General features: G+C 71.1%; 12 protein-coding genes, 2 tRNA genes and 1 pseudogene. 8 read left to right on the top strand and 7 right to left on the bottom strand.

The genetic code is table 11. From position 1 onward, the window contains the following. The first annotated feature begins 2 nt into the window (after positions 1-2). Both OOJ98_RS30175 and OOJ98_RS30170 read left to right on the top strand, forming a co-directional pair. Entirely contained in the window at positions 3-641 is a 639-nt protein-coding gene (locus OOJ98_RS30175; RefSeq protein WP_267058300.1) for a DUF3566 domain-containing protein, read from the top strand. Between the two features lie 97 nt (positions 642-738). Next, a tRNA-Ile gene (locus OOJ98_RS30170) sits at positions 739-812 on the top strand. A 219-nt stretch (positions 813-1,031) separates the two neighbouring features. On the opposite strand, the gene OOJ98_RS30165 is transcribed toward OOJ98_RS30170, so the two are convergent. From OOJ98_RS30165 to OOJ98_RS30155, 3 genes are all read right to left on the bottom strand, one after another. Beyond that, complete coding sequence (locus OOJ98_RS30165; RefSeq protein ID WP_267058299.1) at positions 1,032-5,063, bottom strand: AAA family ATPase; 4,032 nt, start codon at positions 5,061-5,063, stop codon at positions 1,032-1,034. Positions 5,064-5,481: 418 nt separating this feature from the next. Further along, complete coding sequence (locus OOJ98_RS30160; protein ID WP_267058298.1) at positions 5,482-6,084, bottom strand: hypothetical protein; 603 nt, start codon at positions 6,082-6,084, stop codon at positions 5,482-5,484. Positions 6,085-6,167: 83 nt separating this feature from the next. After that, on the bottom strand, positions 6,168-6,617 hold the full coding sequence (locus OOJ98_RS30155; protein WP_267058297.1) for a DoxX family protein: 450 nt from the start codon (positions 6,615-6,617) through the stop codon (positions 6,168-6,170). Positions 6,618-6,799: 182 nt separating this feature from the next. Here OOJ98_RS30155 and OOJ98_RS30150 point away from each other — a divergent pair, with 182 nt between their 5' ends. Together OOJ98_RS30150 and OOJ98_RS30145 are read left to right on the top strand one after the other, a co-directional pair. Continuing rightward, positions 6,800-8,023, top strand: coding sequence for an amidohydrolase family protein (locus OOJ98_RS30150; RefSeq protein ID WP_267058296.1), 1,224 nt, complete (start codon positions 6,800-6,802; stop codon positions 8,021-8,023). A gap of 82 nt (positions 8,024-8,105) precedes the next feature. Further along, positions 8,106-9,026 (top strand): FkbM family methyltransferase, encoded by a 921-nt coding sequence (locus OOJ98_RS30145; protein WP_267058295.1) that lies wholly within the window; start codon positions 8,106-8,108, stop codon positions 9,024-9,026. 34 nt (positions 9,027-9,060) lie between these two features. Here the strand turns inward: OOJ98_RS30145 and OOJ98_RS30140 are convergent, their stop codons facing one another. Beyond that, positions 9,061-9,822 carry a glycosyltransferase family 2 protein gene (locus OOJ98_RS30140; RefSeq protein ID WP_267058294.1) on the bottom strand — a complete coding sequence of 254 codons (762 nt, stop codon included), beginning with the start codon at positions 9,820-9,822 and terminating at the stop codon, positions 9,061-9,063. 315 nt (positions 9,823-10,137) lie between these two features. Beyond that, positions 10,138-10,512, bottom strand: coding sequence for a DUF6344 domain-containing protein (locus OOJ98_RS30135; protein WP_267058293.1), 375 nt, complete (start codon positions 10,510-10,512; stop codon positions 10,138-10,140). A gap of 222 nt (positions 10,513-10,734) precedes the next feature. On the opposite strand from OOJ98_RS30135, the gene OOJ98_RS30130 reads away from it, so the two are divergent. Both OOJ98_RS30130 and OOJ98_RS30125 read left to right on the top strand, forming a co-directional pair. Next, entirely contained in the window at positions 10,735-10,869 is a 135-nt protein-coding gene (locus OOJ98_RS30130) for a DLW-39 family protein (RefSeq protein ID WP_003958712.1), read from the top strand. Positions 10,870-11,006: 137 nt separating this feature from the next. Continuing rightward, complete coding sequence (locus OOJ98_RS30125; RefSeq protein ID WP_267058292.1) at positions 11,007-12,365, top strand: hypothetical protein; 1,359 nt, start codon at positions 11,007-11,009, stop codon at positions 12,363-12,365. Between the two features lie 22 nt (positions 12,366-12,387). Here OOJ98_RS30125 and OOJ98_RS30120 read toward each other — a convergent pair whose 3' ends face one another. Further along, on the bottom strand, positions 12,388-14,325 hold the full coding sequence (locus tag OOJ98_RS30120; protein WP_267058291.1) for a serine/threonine-protein kinase: 1,938 nt from the start codon (positions 14,323-14,325) through the stop codon (positions 12,388-12,390). Between the two features lie 31 nt (positions 14,326-14,356). Next, positions 14,357-14,905 carry a DNA-binding protein gene (locus OOJ98_RS30115; protein ID WP_267058290.1) on the bottom strand — a complete coding sequence of 183 codons (549 nt, stop codon included), beginning with the start codon at positions 14,903-14,905 and terminating at the stop codon, positions 14,357-14,359. 152 nt (positions 14,906-15,057) lie between these two features. On the opposite strand from OOJ98_RS30115, the gene OOJ98_RS30110 reads away from it, so the two are divergent. Then, positions 15,058-15,130, top strand: a tRNA-Ala gene (locus OOJ98_RS30110). 1,375 nt (positions 15,131-16,505) lie between these two features. Then, positions 16,506-16,856: pseudogene (locus OOJ98_RS30105) on the top strand (hypothetical protein); the annotation flags it as partial.

Below are 16,856 nucleotides of genomic sequence, written 5' to 3'. Positions count from 1 at the left end.
GCGTGAGTGGAGCCACGGGCGCCGGAGCGGCCGCTTCCGGAGCGAACGGTGCCCGTGGCCCTGCCGCGGACTCCCAGGGGGTAACGGTGACGGAAACCCGCGGGGCCAAGGGCCGGGCGGAGTACGAGGGTGGCGGCGCGCTGCCCGGCGAGCGCGAGAAGACCGGGCAGGGCGGCCAGCAGCCGTACCACCCGCCGCAGGCCTATCCGGCGCCGCAGCGCACCGGTGACGGAGTGCGCCGGCCGCGCACGGGGGCCCGCACGGCGCCCCGTACGCGCAAGGCGCGGCTGCGGGTGGCCAAGGCCGACCCGTGGTCGGTGATGAAGGTCAGCTTCCTGCTGTCCATCGCGCTCGGCATCTGCACGGTCGTCGCCGCGGCGGTGCTGTGGATGGTCATGGACGCCATGGGTGTGTTCTCCACGGTCGGCGGCACGATCAGCGAGGCCACGGGCTCGAACGAGTCCAACGGCTTCGACCTCCAGTCGTTCCTCTCGCTGCCGCGGGTGCTGCTCTTCACGTCGGTCATCGCGGTGATCGACGTGGTGCTCGCCACGGCCCTCGCGACGCTCGGCGCCTTCATCTACAACCTCTCCGCGGGCTTCGTGGGCGGTGTCGAGCTCACTCTGGCCGAGGACGAGTAGCCGCAGTTCACGGCGGCACGGATACCGATTTTGGGACTGGCCGTCCCGTGCGCTAATCTTCAGAGGTCGGCGCGCGGGACATCCCGCACAGCGCGGCGGGGCTATAGCTCAGTTGGTTAGAGCGCATCCCTGATAAGGATGAGGCCACAGGTTCAAATCCTGTTAGCCCCACAGAAGCAGTACCGGTGAAGAGGGCGTCTCCCCACGTGGGAGGCGCCCTCTTCGCGTATGTGCCGGGAGGGCGCGGGGCGGCATGGAAAGGCCCGACCGCTGGCGACGGGGGATGCACCAGCGGTCGGGCTTGTAGGCACCCTAACAACGCGGCCCGGGGAGCGGGGCCTGACTGTTCGTCCGGGATCGCGATTTGTGACGGGGATCACCGTGGCGTGGTCAGGGGGCGCACGGCGGTGCGTAGGAGAGCCGGGGCAGGTTCTCGTGCCACTTCTCCGGTGTCAGGACGCCCCGGGTGGTGGAGCAGATGCGGCTCCTGGCCTCGTCGGCGTCGAGGTTCCAGAGCCGGACGGTGTCGCTGCCGCTCGACACGCCGAGCATGTGGCTGGTGGGGCTGAACGACAGGAAGTTCCCCGTCTTGGCGTTGGGGCTCATCGACTGGCCGATCGGCGAGGCCATGGACGGGTGCGCGATGTCCCAGAGCCGGACCGTGTTGTCGTTGCCGCCGCTGGCCAGGGTGCGGCCGTCCTGGCTGAACGTCAGCGACACGACCGCTTCGGTGTGACCGGTCAGCGGGGCGCCCAGCCGGCGTGCCGTGGACGGGTGGGCGGTGTTCCAGAGCCGGACGGTGTCGTCGTCGCTGCCGCTGGCCAGGGTCTTGCCGTCCGGGCTGTAGGAGAGCGCGTTGACCGGTCCGAGATGTCCCGTGAGGGGCGCTCCGAGGGGCGCCGCGTGGCGCGGGTCGGCCACGTTCCACAGTCGGATGCTGTCGTCCGCGCTGCCGCTGGCCAGTGTCCGCCCGTCCGGGCTGAAGACAAGGGAGTTGACGTACCCCTTGTGACCGGTGAGCGGCGCGCCGAGCGGACGGTGGCGGGACGGGTCGCTGATGTCCCACAGTTGAATGGTGCGGTCGTCGTAGTCGGTGGCCAGCGTCTTGCCGTCGGGGCTGAAGGCCAGCGCCTCGGCGCCCGAGAACCGGGTCCGCAGCAGCAGGGGCGGCCCGTGCGGGACGGGCCGGGCGGGATCGGTGACGTTCCACAGGCGTATCGACTGGTTTCCCATGAGCACCGCGAGCGTGTGGCCGTCGGGGGAGAACACCAGGGACCGTGCGTCGCCCTCCCCGGACGGCGTGAAGGGGCGGCCCAGCGGCACGGGCCGGCCCGGGGTGTCCACATCCCACAGCCGCACCCGGTCGTCGCGCGCGGCCGTCGCGAGGACCCGCCCGTCCGGCCGGAACGCTCCGACGCGGCCGATCATGTCCGAGGCCGGGATCGACCACAGACGGACCTTGCTGTCGCCGCTCCCGGTGGCGAGGGTGTGGCCGTCGGGGCTGAACGCCAGGGCGTACATTTCGCCGCTGCTTCCCGCGAGAGGCTCGCCCACCTGGGACGGGTAGGCGGGATCGCTGACGTTCCACAGGCTGGCCGTGCTGTCGGCGCTGCCGACGGCGAGCATGCTCCCGTCGGGGCTGAAGGCCACCGACCAGATGGGGCCCGTGTGGCCGGTGAGCGGCGAACCGATGGCCGCCGCGTGCTGCGGGTCGCTCACGTTCCAGAGCCGGACGGTGTCGTCCGAGCCGCCGCTGGCCAGCGTCCGGCCGTCGGGGCTGAACGCCACGGAGTGCACCGTGCTCGTGTGGCCGGTCAGGACGGTCTCGATCGGCGCCGGACGAGCCGGATCGGCCATGTCCCACAGTCTGATCGCACCGTTGTCGGCGCCCGCCGCCAGCGTCCGGCCGTCGGGGCTGAACGCCAGCGAGCGCACGGCGGCGGTGTGACCCGTCAGGACCTCACGGCTCGTGGGCCTGCGGGGGTCCGCCACGTCCCACAGGCGGACGGTGTGGTCCTCCGTGGCGCCGGCCAGGGTATGGCCGTCCGGGCTGAAGGCCAGCAGGTAGATCGTGCCGTCATGGCCGGTCATCGGCGCACCGAGCGGTTGCGGGTGACGGGGGTCCCGTACGTCCCACAGCCGGATCGTGCCGTCGTCCGAAGCGCTGGCGAGGGTGTGGCCGTCCGGGCTGAAGACCGCGCTGCTCACCCAACTCGTATGGCCGGTGAGGGGGTTCCCCAGCGGCTTGGGACGCGACGGGTCCGCGACGTCCCACAGGCGTACGGTCCGGTCGTAGCTGGCGGTGGCGAGGGTCCGGCCGTCGGGGCTGAACGAGGTGAGGTAGACGGCGCCGGTGTGGCCGAGGAGGGGGGTGGCCAGCGGCGCGTTCACGATCGAGATCAGCCGGTTGTTCGCCCCCTCGTCGTCCGGCCGCAAGTCGTGCGCCACCAGGGCCAGCTGCGCCGACAGCGAGGGATCCGTGTGCTGGACGCGATCGGCTTCGGCGACGACCTGCTCGAACACGGCGTCGTCCCGCTGCTGCCAGGCGACCACCGCCGCACCGACGGCGAGCATCGCCAGGACGACCAGGGCCGAGATCGCCCCGCGCATGATCCAGACCGTGCGCCTGCGGAGCTTGACCGAGGACGCCAGGAACTCCACCGCGGCCCGGGTCAGGAACCTGTCGCCGGCGGACTTCGCCCAGGCGCGGGCCTGTTCCAGCCGGGAGCCCCGGTAGAGCAGGGAGGTGTCGCGGTGCGATTCCTCCCAGGCCCTGCCGTCCTCCTCCAGCCGCTGACGCAGCAGGTTGCCGGCCCGGTCCTCGTCGATCCAGTCGCGCAGGCGCGGCCAGGCGTGGAGCAACGCCTCATGCGTGATCTCCACGGTTTCCGCGTCGAGCGTCACCAACCGGGCGCGCACCAGCGCTTCGAGCGATTCCTCCGTCTTGTGGGAGTCCGTCGACTCCTCCGCGAGTTGGCGTCGTGTCCCCCGTCTGCGGGTGGCCTGGGTGTCTTCGCCCAGCCTGACCAGCCGGAGCAGGAGCAGCCGCGCGGCCGCGCGGGCCGCCGGGTCGAGGTCGGACCAGGCGCGCTCGGCGGTCGCCGCCACCGCTCCCTGTATTCCGCCCGCCGCGCGATAGCCGGCCAGCGTCAGCCGTCCTCCCTTGCGCCGTTGCCAGGTCGCGAGCAGGGCGTGGGAGAGGAGCGGCAGCGCGCCCGCGTTCTGCGCCGCCCGTGGGCCGTCGGTGCTCACCTCCCGGACGATGAGTTCGGTCAGTCCGGGTTCGAGTTCCATGCCCACGGCCTTGGCCGGGCCGGTCACCGCCTCCCGCAGCTCCGCGGCGGTCAGCGGGCCGAGCACCATGTGCCGGTGCTGCAGCGCGTCGGCGAGTTCCGGATGGGCCAGGCACTGCTCGTAGAAGTCGGCGCGTATGCCGAGGACGACGAGGACGGGGGCCGGGTCACCCGGGCCGGCGGGCGTGCAGGCCGCGTGGAGCAGCTTGATGAACCGGCGCCGGTCCGCCTCGTCGGAGCAGAGCGTGAACGCTTCCTCGAACTGGTCCACGATGATCACTGGCGGGGGGCCGGAAGGGGCCTGTCGCTGCCCCCAGGCCGAGAAGGCCTGCCGCACCGCGTGCCCGAAGTGCGGGGTGTCAGGGGCTTCGGGAGAGGCGGAGGCCGGCTTCCGCAGGGCGGAGACGACGGGGGCCAGCTCAGGGATGCGGAGGGTCAGCTCCCCGACGGGATCGGCTCCCGGCACGAAGGGAAGCGTCGCCCGCGACCGGCCGCTGTCGTCGCTCAGGGCGCCGTCCTGCAGCGTGGGCACCAGACCGGCGTTGAGCAGGGACGACTTCCCCGCCCCCGAGGCGCCCACGAGCATGACCAGGCCCCCGGTCCCCTCCACCGCGCGGAGCTGGGCCACGAGGGCGTCCGTGCTGCGCTCACGGCCGAAGAACCAGCGGGCGTCCTCGGGACGGTAGGAAGCCAGACCCCGGTAGGGGCACACGCCTCCGGGGACCGCCGGGGCCTCGGCCTGCGGGGGCTCCTTCTCCTCGGAGGAGGGCGCGGGCCGGTCGCCGCCGATCGGGTCGGCGACCGCGTGCTCCCACAGGCGCTGCCAGTGCGCCAGGTCGTACAGGCCGGGGGAGACGGGCGCGGCGCGTGAACGCCGCGCCTCGGGTATCAGGATGTGCAGCACGACGGCGAGGGCGGCGAACTGGGCAGGCACGTTCCTGGCCCGTCGCCAGTCGCTGATCCGCTGAGCGGATACGCGCACCGGACGTCCTCGTTCGTCGACGCGCTGAAGCCGGACGACGGCCTCCGCGACGCGCTTGAGGGGAGGGTCGCCGGCCTCCTTGTACAGCAACGCGAGACGTTCCGCGAAAGCCGTGCGTGCCCCTGAGCCTGGACTCAAGGTCTCCACCTCTCACTGTCTTCCGCACCTGGCATCCGGACCGGAAAACTCACCCTATACGGCTGACCTGCGAAGAAGGTGTCCGTGAGGTGAGCGGGCCTCCTCACGCGAAGCCGCAGCTGGCAGGATCTGGCCGTAGCGGGACAGCCACAGGGCGTGACCCGCTCGGACCACCAGGTCCGGGTCCGGAGAGGCCCGTCACGACGTCACACGTTCTCGGTCAACTTGTGGCGGAGTCGGGTGACGGGGTCCGGCCTCTGCTTGATCCGTGCCGCACCGGTGCGGATCGACGTCGCCTGTGTGGTGCGGTACCGGTCCCAACAGGGGAGGGACCGGTGCCGCAGCATACGGGCGCTCCGCGTGCGCCGGGCGGCCGGGGAGCTGCCGGCCGCCCGTGACGCCCGCCGGGCGCCGCGGCGCCCGCGCGTCAGAAGTGCATCATCGCCATCACATCGGCGCTCCTGGTGCCGGTCGCGACCGGCTGGATCTGCTCCCCCGGACGTATCCAGCCGGCGGCCTCGGCGGCTGCTACGGCGGCCTTCTCGGCCGCGTCCGCCTCGGCGTTCAAGGTCTCGTTCTCGCCCACCGCCCCCGCCACCGCGGCGGCCCCGGCGGCCTGGGCCGCCTTGACCGCGGCCCGGGAGGCCGCCGTGGCGGCTTCGCCGCCGTCGTCGTGGAGCTGCCCCATCTGCGCGGCCTGGGACGCGGCGGCGGCGGCGTTCCGGGCACAGCGGGAGTCGGCCGCGGGATGGGGTCGGCTCTCCAGGAGAACGGCGATGGCCTGCGCGGCCGTCCGTGCCGCGTGGTTGGCCTTGAAGAGGATCTCGGCCCGTGCGGATCCCTCCGGGCCCGTCTCGCCGGCGCCGGAGGCTTCGACGTGGCGCAGGAGGGCGGCCGCGCGTGAGGCGGCGCTCCGGGCGCGTGCCAGGTGCCCGGCCCGGAAGGGGTCCTCCGGCTCCCGGTGCTCGGCGGCGGCGGACGGCGTGTCCGCCTCGGTGCCGGGGCCGGGGTCGTGACTCTGCTCGCTCATTGCCTTCTCCTCGTCGAAGGGTGACGTGCCGGGCATGAACAGACCGGTGGTGCGGAGCCCAGGTGCCCAGCTGCCCAGGTGCCCTAGAGGAACCAGCCGAGCGCCGCGTCCAGTGACCACGCCTGCCAGCAGACGCCCAGCAGTCCTGTGACGGAGATCAGGGCCATCATGAGGTTCTGCCCCTGCTCGGCCACGTCGTGGATCATCAGGACGAGATAGATCAGAACCAGCGCGAGACCGCAGACGAGGGCGACCGGCGTCAGGAGACCGACGACCAGGCCCAGGCCGAGCGCCAGCTCCGCGTAGGCCACCACGTACGCCATCGTCCGGGGCCGCGGCTTGACCACCACGTCGAAGCCGGAGCGGACGAAGGACCACCGGTGCTTGTCGGCGATGCCGGCCGCCCACGCGATCCCGCCGCCGCCGAACCAGGTCGTCTTGTCCTTGTGGCGCCAGCTCTCCAGCCACCACAGGCCGAGCCCGATCCGCAGCACGGCGAACCACTCGGCTCCGCTGAGCCACATCGTCTGCACTTGGCCGCGCCTCCTCCGGTCATACCTGATGGTGCGTCAGTTCAGCCGATCTCCCGCGAACGCGCAAGGGGTCCGGTTCCGGTGGAGCGCTTGCCGTCGACAGAGGTGCGCCATACGCTGAATCTGATGGATCGTCAGATTCGGTGTCGGTGGAACCGGCAGGCAGCTGGGGGTTAAGTACCGTGGTCAGTAAGGACATTGACAGCCAGGAGCTTCCCCGCGTCATCAGCGTGGACGACCATGTGATCGAGCCGGCCCACCTCTTCGAGACCTGGCTCCCGGGCAAGTACCGCGACCGGGGGCCGAAGCCCTTCACGGCGGGGATCGGGGAGCTGGCGTACATCGGGGGGAAGTACAGGTTCACCACCGACCCGCAGGGGCAGGTCACGGACTGGTGGGAGTACGAGGGCGGCATCTTCCCGTACAAGCGCATCATCGCGGCCGTGGGCTTCTCCCGGGACGAGATGACGCTCGACGGCATCACGCGTGAGCAGATGCGGCGCGGGTGCTGGGATCCCAAGGCCCGCCTGGAGGACATGGACCTCAACCATGTCGAGGCGTCCCTCTGCTTCCCCACCTTCCCGCGCTTCTGCGGCCAGACCTTCGCGGAGGCCAAGGACAAGGAGGTGGCGCTCGCCTGCGTCCGCGCCTACAACGACTGGATGGTCGAGGAGTGGTGCGGGGACAGCGGCGGCCGGCTGATCCCGCTGTGCCTCATCCCGCTGTGGGACGTCGGCCTCGCGGTCGCGGAGATCAAGCGCAACGCCGCCCGTGGCGTGCGCGCCGTGACCTTCTCCGAGATCCCGACGTACCTCGGTCTCCCCTCCATCCACTCCGGCTACTGGGACCCGTTCTTCGCCGCGTGCGAGGAGACGGAGACCGTGGTGAACATGCACATCGGCTCGTCGTCGCAGATGCCCGCCGCCTCCCCCGACGCCCCGCCCGCCGTGCAGGCCTCGCTGAGCTTCAACAACGCCATGGCGTCGATGATGGACTTCCTCTTCTCCGGCGTCCTGGTGAAGTTCCCGCGGCTCAAACTCGCCTACAGCGAAGGCCAGATGGGGTGGATCCCGTACGCGTTGGAGCGGGCCGACGACGTCTGGGAGGAGCACCGGGCCTGGGGCGGGGTCAAGGACCTGATCCCGGAACCGCCCTCCTCCTACTACTACCGGCAGATCTTCTGCTGCTTCTTCCGCGACAAGCACGGGATCGAGGCCATCGAGACGGTCGGGGTGAACAACGCGACCTTCGAGACGGACTATCCGCACGTCGACTCGACATGGCCGCACACCAAGCAGGTGGCCGCCGAGCACATGGCCGGGCTCTCCGCGGACGTCGCGTACAAACTGCTCAGGGGGAACGCCATTCGCATGCTGGGCCTTCCGCTCGACCAGGACCGCCGCTGACCCGGCGGGAACGGGCCGCCCGGGTATCTCCCGTGATCACGCCGAGGGTTACGGTGTCCCGGGCTGCACGGAAGGCGGGCACATGGCTACCCCTCTCTCAGACGCGCTGGTCACCCTCGGCCGCAAGTACGTGCGGGACGCTCCGGGCGGCGTGGGCAAGGCCGCGGTGGCCGAGCGCCTCCTGAACCCCTACCTCCGGGACCATCCCCGGCGACGCGTGGTCGAGGCCCGGTCCGGGGCGAGGTTCGCGGTCGACACACAGGACCTGATTCAGCGCTACCTCTACCTGTTCGGGGTGTGGGAGCCCCACATGACGCACTGGCTGCGGAGCCGGCTGCGTCCGGGCGACGTGTTCGTCGACGTCGGGGCCAACATCGGGGCGTTCTCCGTGCTGGGCTCCCGCCTGGTGGGGGACGAGGGCGGTGTCGTGGCCATCGAGGCGTCCCCCGAGTTCCACCGCCGCGTGCTGCACCACGTCGAACTCAACGGCTGCGGCAACGTCCGCGCGCTCAACGTCGCCGTGGCCGACAGCCGCAAGACCCTGACCTTCATCCTCGCCAGCTCGAACAACAAGGGCGCCAACTCGATCGTCCCGTACGACGGTCCCGCCGAGTCCACCTTCGAGATGGCGGCGCTCCCCCTGGCGGAGCTCCTGCGCCCCGAGGAGGTGGCGAGGGCGCGCGTGATCAAGATCGATGTCGAGGGCGCGGAGGGCGGGGCCGTCCGCGGGCTGGCCCCCGTGCTCGACGAGCTGCGGGCCGACGTCGAGATCGCCGTCGAGGTGACGCCGGAGCGGATGGCCCAACTCGGCGACAGCGTGGACGAGTTGACGGCGACCATGGCGAAGCACGGGTTCAACGCCTACCGGCTCGTGAACGACTACTCCCCGGCGAGCTACCCCCGCGCCGTGCGCAACCCCGTCCCGCCCACCCGGTGGCGGGGGCCGATCGTCGGGGAGACGGAGCTCGTGTTCTCGCGCGTGGACGCCGGATCGCTGGAATGACGCGCGCCGCGGCTGCCCGGCCGGGCAGCCGCGGTCACTCCGAGCCGGTCGGGCTGCGCCACCGGAAGTGGTCCAGCGCCCGCGCCCGCGCCTCGACGACCGCCATCCGCGCGTTCCGCTCCGAGGTGTCGGTGTGCGCGGACTGGCCCGTGACCTGGCCCTCCCACTTGCGGTAGAGCAGCCCCACCTCCGACGAGAACCAGCCGCGTGCCACCGCGTTCAGGGCGAGCAGGAGACCGGTGTCCTCGGAGGCCGGCAGCGCCATCCATCCGCCGAGGGCAATGAGCAGGTCGCGGCGGACGAAGAGCGTCGCGGGGTGGACCTGCGCGCGGTAGTCGTGCGCGGCCCAGTAGTCGAGCACCGTCTTCCGCTCGATCGCTCCGGGTTCCGGGTCGCCGGGGAAGCCGGCGGTCGTCCCGTCGGGCAGCAGGTCGAGGACCCGGGACGTCGCCCAGCCGATCGACGGATCGGCTTCGAGGGCGGCGAGGTCGCGCGCCAGCGCACCCGGGGCGAGCTGGTCGTCCGCGTCCAGGACCTTCACGTAGTCACCGTCGGCGCGCGCCAGCGCGATGGTGCGCGCGACACCGGGACCGCCGCGGCGTCCCTGCCGGAACGAGACGCGTTCATCGGCCGGCACATGGGGGGCGACATCGTCGCCCGCGCCGTCCTCCTGGATCAGCCAACGCCACTCCCAGCCGGCCGGGAGCTCCTGGGCACGGAGGGACGCGAAGGCCTCCGACAGGAAAGGGGCGGAAGGCCCGTGGACGGCCGTGACGATGATGATGCGCCGGGTCACGGCTCACCACCTTTCCAAGTGGGTCGTGAACAGCACTTCCATACGGTCACCGGGCCACATGACCGGGGCGGACGGGGCCCGCTCGGCGCTGTGCGAGACGGGGTCACCGCGCCCCACCAGGGCGGCGCCCCGGGACTCAGCATATGGCTCGTGAAGTGGAGTTGACGGGTGGGGGAGGCGGCGGGCGGCAGACCCGGCGGTGGCGCACGCGGGTGGACGGTGGCGCGCGTATATAGAGGACACGGGCCGGGACACCGAAGAGCCCGGCGACTCCTCGGAGTCGCCGGGCTCGCAGCTCGGGCAGAGCGGGTGGGGTCAGGGGGAGGGCGGGGCGTCGGCCCCGGCCGGATCCTGGGCCGGTTCCTCGGCGGCGCCTTCGCCGCCCTGCACGGCGTCCTCCGCCGCGTCACGGACGTCGCCGCGGTGGCGCGAGGAGGGCGAGGAGCCGTGGGCCTCGGCCCGGATGCGCTGCTTCATCGTGGGCGGCAGCGCCGATGCGGAGGGCAGGGCCCATTGCACGGCCGGCGCAACGGAGGTGGCTGGTTCGCTGCGGTTGTACGTCACGTCGTGCTGCGGTACGGAAGCCGCGGGGGCGGCGGCGGCCTGGCCGGCCAGACCGAGGGAGGCGAGAAGCGCGACCAGCGCGCCGATGAGTGCGGTCCACCAGGTCGTGAGCTTGCTGGTTGCCATGACGTCCTCGCTTCTTCCGTGAGCAGACACTGCTGTTGGGTTGCCCGAATTGCGTTGTATCCGATGATGTGCGGGGGCGGCGTGCGAGGCGAGGAACGACGCACCGTATCGACGGATCTTCCGATGAACTACACACGGATGGAGCATCACCGATTGATATCGATCGGTGTGTATAGTCGGGCGGCAGAGGTCCCTTACGTCAAGGAAAGACGAGGTCGCGCGGTGAAGAAGCTTCTCCTGGTCGCACTGGCCGCCATCGGCGGGCTCCTCGTGTACCGCCAGATCCAGGCGGATCGCGCCGAGCAGGATCTGTGGACGGAGGCGACCGACTCCGTGCCCGCAGGTTCGGGTGTGTGAGACCGAAAGACCCGGTTGCGAAGCCCCGGCCACTGAGGTGGCCGGGGCTTCGTGCTGTCCCGGGGCGGGCCCCGGGCACCGGCGAGTTCACGTGAGCGAAGAGCTGACTTGCGAGGGCAAAGGTGGGGCGGGGCGACGTGCGGACGAGGACCGGGACGAAGGCGCGGCACGGCGGGTACCGGGCGAGCACACCGGTGGCGGGCGCGGCACCGCCCCACCTGCGCGCGGCGAGGGCAGCCGCCCTGGCCGGCGCGCTCTGTGTGCTCCTGGCGGCGCCGGGGCCCGTGTTTGCGGCGGGGACGCCGTCCTCGTACCGCTTCCCCGAGGGCGTACGGAACGTATCGGGCGGTGGGCAGGAGACCGACGCACCGGCACTGGCGGCCGACACCGCCTACAGGTCGGTCATCAAGCCGGGCGGCAAGCTCTATTTCCGCCTCGTTCTCGACGACAAGAAGGAGGCCTACGCCTCGGCCGTCGCCCTGCCGGGACCCGCCGGCGCCAAGCTCGCCTACGGCGACTCGGTCCGGGTGTCGATCCAGGACGCCGACGGCGAGACCTGCGACGCGCAGCGCCGTTCGATCGGCTCGGCCCAGTACCCGCACCCCTTCGCCGCGTACGCCTACCGTGCCGTACGCCCGAGCCTGTCGACCTGTCAGGAGCCCGGCTCCTACTACATGGTGGTCGAGCGGGAGAGCGATCCCGGCTCCACGACCGCCGACTGGGGCCTGGACCTGCGGTACTCGACCGAGCCCACCCGCGCGGGCACGGGGCCCGGCACGGCGCCCTCCGGCTGGCCCTCCGCATCCCCGGCGCCACCGGCCGGCGCCCCGCGCAGGGTGCACGGCGGCACCGGATTCCATGACGCCGCCGAGCTCTCCGACGGCCAGTGGAAGGACGCCGTACGGCCGGGCGAGACCCTCTTCTTCCGGGTGCCGCTCGACTGGGGCAGGCAGCTCTTCGTCAGCGGAGGCCTGGACGCCGTCACGACCGCGCGGACCGGGTACGTCGGCACCGCGCTCTCCCTCCAGCTCTACAACCCCGAGCGGGGCCCGGTCGCCGGGGCGTCGGCTCCGTACGACGGGCGGAGCAAGGAGGCCTCGCTCGATCCGCTGGCCCCGGTCGCGTACGAGAACCGGTACGCGCCGTCGGACGAGACCTCGGCGATGCGGATCAACGGCCCCTACTACCTGGCCGTCTCGCTCAGCCCCGAGGTCGGGCAGACCTTCGGCGACGCGCCCTACGACGTGACGCTGAAGCTGACCGTGCGGGGAGCGAAGGCACCCGCCCCCGCGTACGCGGGCCCCGCGCCCGACTTCGGCCCGGCCGGCCCCGCTGCCGGCGCCGCCTCGATGAAACTCCTCGCGGCCCTCGGAATCGGCTCGGGCACGGTGCTGCTGGCGGGGCTCGGGGTGTGGACGGTGGTGACCCGTCGGCGCGCGGCGGCGGGCGCCCCCGGACCGGGCTCCCAGGGCTTCGGCCCGCCCGGCCCCTGGTGACCGGCATCGCCTCTCGCCGCGCTCAGATCCGCGCCAGCGCCCAGAAGCCGACCGCGAAGCAGACCAGAGCCAGCAGCAGTACGGGAACGGCGACCTTGGCGGGCGGCCCGGGACGCGCCTTTGCCCGGCGCGCCCGCCGCCCCCGCCGTGAAGATCCCTCCAACGGGGCTGACCGGACGGGAACTTGGGGCTGCGCGACGGCATTGGGGTACGGAGTGGCGGGCGATGCGGCGTACGGCTCCGCCGCGTACGAAGCCGGGTAGGGCGCCGTGTACGGGGTGGTCGCCGGTGTGGGCGGCGTCCGGTCGTAGTACAGAGGCAGGTACGAGGGCGCGGGTGCCGCCGGAGCCTGGGTCGGAGGGGTGGGCGGCTGCGCCGGGGCCGGGGGGAGGCCGGCCGCACCCGACCGCCCCGGGAGAGCGGAGCCCTCCGGGGGAGCCGAGCCCTCCGGGGGAGCGGAGGTTGCCCGTGGGGCGGAGGTTGCCCATGGGGCGGAGGCTCCTCGTGGAGCCGAGCCGCCTGCCGTGGTCCGGCCCGCTACCGGGGCCGGGCCCCCTGCCACGGCTGAGCCCTCTGCCGGAGCCGAGCCGTCTGCGGGGGTCCAGCTTCCTGCCGGGGCCGGGCCGCCTGCCCTGGTCCGGCCCCCTGCCACAGCCGAGCCGCCTCCCGGGGCCGAGCCCCCTGCCGGAGCCGAGCCCCCTGCCGTGGTCCAGCCTCCCGCCGGGGCTGCGCCCCCTGCCACGGCTGAGCCCTCTGCCGGAGCCGAGCCGCCTGCCACGGGCCGACCGCCTCCCGGAGCCGAGCCCCCTACCGTGGTCCAGCCTCCCGCCGGGGCCGAGCCCCCTGCCGGAGCCGAGCCGTCTGCCGTGGTCCAGCCTCCCGCCGGGGCTGCGCCCCCCGCCAGGGATGCGCCCCCCGCCGAGGCCGGGCCCTCCGCCGGGGCCGGGCCCCCCGCCGGGGCCGGGCCCTCCGCCGGAGCCGGGCCTTGCCGTGGGGCCGCGTGCTCGCTCGGGGCCGAGCCCTCCGGTGGAGCGGGTGACGAACTCGCCCCCTCCCCCTCGTACCCGGCGGGAGCCCCCCGTTCCGGGCCCGCCTCGGCGAAGCCCGGCGGCAGGGGGCCGATCTGGTCGAAGACCTCGACGGGCTCCTCGTCCGGGTCCGGCTCGGGCAGCAGCTCCACCGCCGACGCCAGTGCCTTGCGCGCCCCCGTCGCCGTACGGAACCGGTTCTGCGGATGGGGCTGGAGCAGCCCCGCGAGGACCTGCCACAGCGGCTCGGGCACGCCCTGGGGGGCACCCGGGGTGCCGTGCGCGGCGAAGTACTCCACCAGGGCGCGCGCGTCGGGCTTGCTGCCCTCCAGGAGGTAGAGGGCGACCAGGCCGACCGCGAACAGGTCGGCCGGGAAATCGGGTTCGGCGCCCATCATCTGCTCGGGCGCGAAGTAACCCGGCGTCCCCACCACGTAGTTGGTCTCGGTGAGGCGGGGCTCGTCCTTGCGCAGGGAGATGCCGAAGTCGGACAGGCGCAGATGGGGACGGCCGCTTCCGGTGGCCTCCATCAGGATGTTGGCCGGCTTGATGTCGCGGTGGACGACGCCCTCCGCGTGGACGGCGGCGACGCCGGCCAGGAGCTGGTCGAGCAGGACGCACACGAAGCGGGGCGGCAGGGGGCCGTAGTCGCCGATGAGGTGGGCGAGCGAGCCGCCGCTCACCAGGTCCATGGTGAACAGGACCTTGTCGTCGTCGGCGGCCCAGCTGGCCGGCGCGAGCACATGCGGGTGATCGATCCTGAGGGCCTGCTCGCGGACGAACCGCAGCAGGGTGTGGGCGTCGCTCTGCTGGAGCACCTTCGCCGCCACATAGCGGCGCCGGCGCCGGTCCCAGGCGCGCCAGACGGCTCCGGCCCCGCCCCGTCCGACCGGGTCGACCAGCTCGTACCGGCCGGCGAAGACCTCACCCACCCGGCGCCCCCCAGGATCGATCCAACCGTTGTCAGCTCTGGTGTGCCTCGTAGTGCGCGACCGCCTCGGAGGTGCGCCCCGCGCCGTACACCCGGAGGAACTCTGCCAGTTCGGGGTGGGCGGGGGCGAGGGTCTCGGCGGCGTCGATGATGTCTCCGGCCGCCGCCACCGAGCGCAGCAGCGACTGGATCTCGCGTACCACGCGCCGTACCGTCGGGGCACCCGAACTGGACGTCGTCTGGCCGGTGTTGGTCAGCACCGAGCCTCCCTGCGACTTCTTGATCTCTTCCATGCGGTCGGTGGCCTCCACGGCGCTCACACTGCCGTCGGCGACCTGTCCCGCCAGGTCCTGGAGCGACTGGACGCGCTGCACGACGGCGGGATTGCCGATCTTGGCGCGCTGCCCGCTCATCAGCTGCGACAGCATGGGCGCCGAGAGCCCGAGAACAGCGGCGAGCCGGGCCTGGTTGAGCCCGAGGTCGTCTATGAGCCGGCGGAAGAGCGCGCCCAGCGGCTCTCCGTACCAGCTCCGCTGAAGCTCCCTCGCTCTGGCGGTCGCTTCCTGCTGTGCTGTGTCCATTGCGCGTCTCCCCATCGCTTCCCCATCGAGGCCGCTTCACGGGTGCGAACCTCGACGAGCATCTTACGGAGAGTGGTCGTTCACCGGGAGTCCCAATCCTTTTGCGAGAACCCCGGTACGACCCGGTACTCTGGTCCCGCACCACCTCACCCGGGGCCTTAGCTCAGTTGGTAGAGCGCTGCCTTTGCAAGGCAGATGTCAGGAGTTCGAATCTCCTAGGCTCCACATCAGTAGTGGCCTTCTGAACTGCGGAAACGCGGTTCAGAAGGCCACTTTCGTTGATGATGTCAGTACCGTGCCAGCACCGGTCTGCTGTGCGGTGCCCCAGACTGCGAGTCCTTCAGGTAATGGGACAGAAGCGACGAAACGACCAGCTTCAGGGACTGTTGGAACAGTCAGCGGAGCCCGCGGCGGCGAGAAGCAGTCCGAGATTTCGACGATGAGGCCCGTTGAGTGCTTCCGTGGCGGACGGCCACGGGACGTGGTGCCCTCCAGGCCGGACGTGAGGTCACGGCTTTGTCGCGGATGACGGCGTGCGATCACGAAGCTCGAACCCTCCTATATTCGACGGCATCCAGCCCCACCAGTCGGCCTGGAGCTGGTCCTGCGCTCGGCGGGCGCAGAGCCCATTCGACAGGTGTGATCGACGCGGACCGGCTGGTCCGGCCACGGGAAGGTGTCGGCCGTAGCGCCTCGGCAGGCCGGGTGCGGCTCGCCCGCCAGGGCGGGTACAAGTCGCCCAAGAGGCCGCGGCGAGCCCGAAGGCCGGCGCGCATGTCACGGTGATCGGGCGAATGACTTGAACCCCTCCGCGAAAAGCTGGTCGGTGATGTGCGGAGGCGCGGGTGCCCGGGGCCCGGCGCAGGACGATCTCGCTCTTACGTTGCAGGACGGCGACCAGGGCGTGCTGGTGATGCCCGATTCCGCCGGAGCCGATTTGCGAGACATCGGTCGGCGGTGAGGAATAGTTGCGGGGAGAAATTACCGTGTTCGCGTTCTGTGCCTGCGTCGGGTAGTCCAGGCCTTGGGCGGGACTGCCCGCGGGACGACTACCGACACGAGAGGGTCGGACCTGCGCTTCTCGTTGCCGATGAGGCCACTAACGGTGACTGACTCGTCGCCGATGAGTATGGCCGATCGGTCCACCGCGGTGACCCCGCCTGCGCGGCAATGTTCGCCTGGGTCATGGCTGGTCGGCAACATGGTCCTGTTTTGGGGGTTGATCGGCGCTGGTTGGCATCAGGGATTTCTGTTCGTGCGGTTTCCCGGAGTGCTGGGGGAAACGGAGAGCCTCCATGAGGTTTTAGGCAGAAAAATCCGACATGCCAAATTTTTCGCGTGCCTAATAATGGATAGGAGGAATGGCGTAATTCACTCGAAATGGATCCTTTTTGGATTATGAAAGATGTCTTAATATCTCCATTTGGTGACGCGTCCGTAGAAGTTGCGTAAAAGGGTGTATATTTTCGTCCGCTAAACCGTTCCGCCCATCCCGTGTAGCGGGTGGCGGGTGCAGTTAAATGCTTCGGTGCAAGGAAGGCTACGCGCCGTTTTTTGGGATCCGCTGAAGGCGGTAGATCAGTAGGGATGGATGGGGATCATGAAGATTACGTCGGTAAGTCGCCGGTTTGCTGCCCTGGCGTGCGCGTCGATTTCGGTAGTCGGAGTCACTGCGGTCAATGCACCCACCGCTCAGGCTGCGACGTCGTACGTCAATGACATGTGCAGCTATTCAAATCACTTCAGTTGCTTCCGTCTGTTCTACAACTCGAATTCTGGAGGAGCGGTCTTCGTCTCCAATTCAAGCCTGAATGACTACTCGGGCTACAGCCCCAACGGCGCCTCGGTCGTCCGCTACATGTTTGGCTACTACAGCACGAGTGACGGTACGAAGCGTATAATGAAAACGCGAAAGCGTTTCACGATAAACGTGAAACCTACCGTCGAGTCA

Origin of the sequence: Streptomyces sp. NBC_00083, from assembly GCF_026343295.1 — a bacterium.
Classification (GTDB): Bacteria; Actinomycetota; Actinomycetes; order Streptomycetales; family Streptomycetaceae; genus Streptomyces.
Note: the sequence above shows the minus strand (reverse complement) of the source record. Positions and strands in the feature narration are given on the sequence as shown.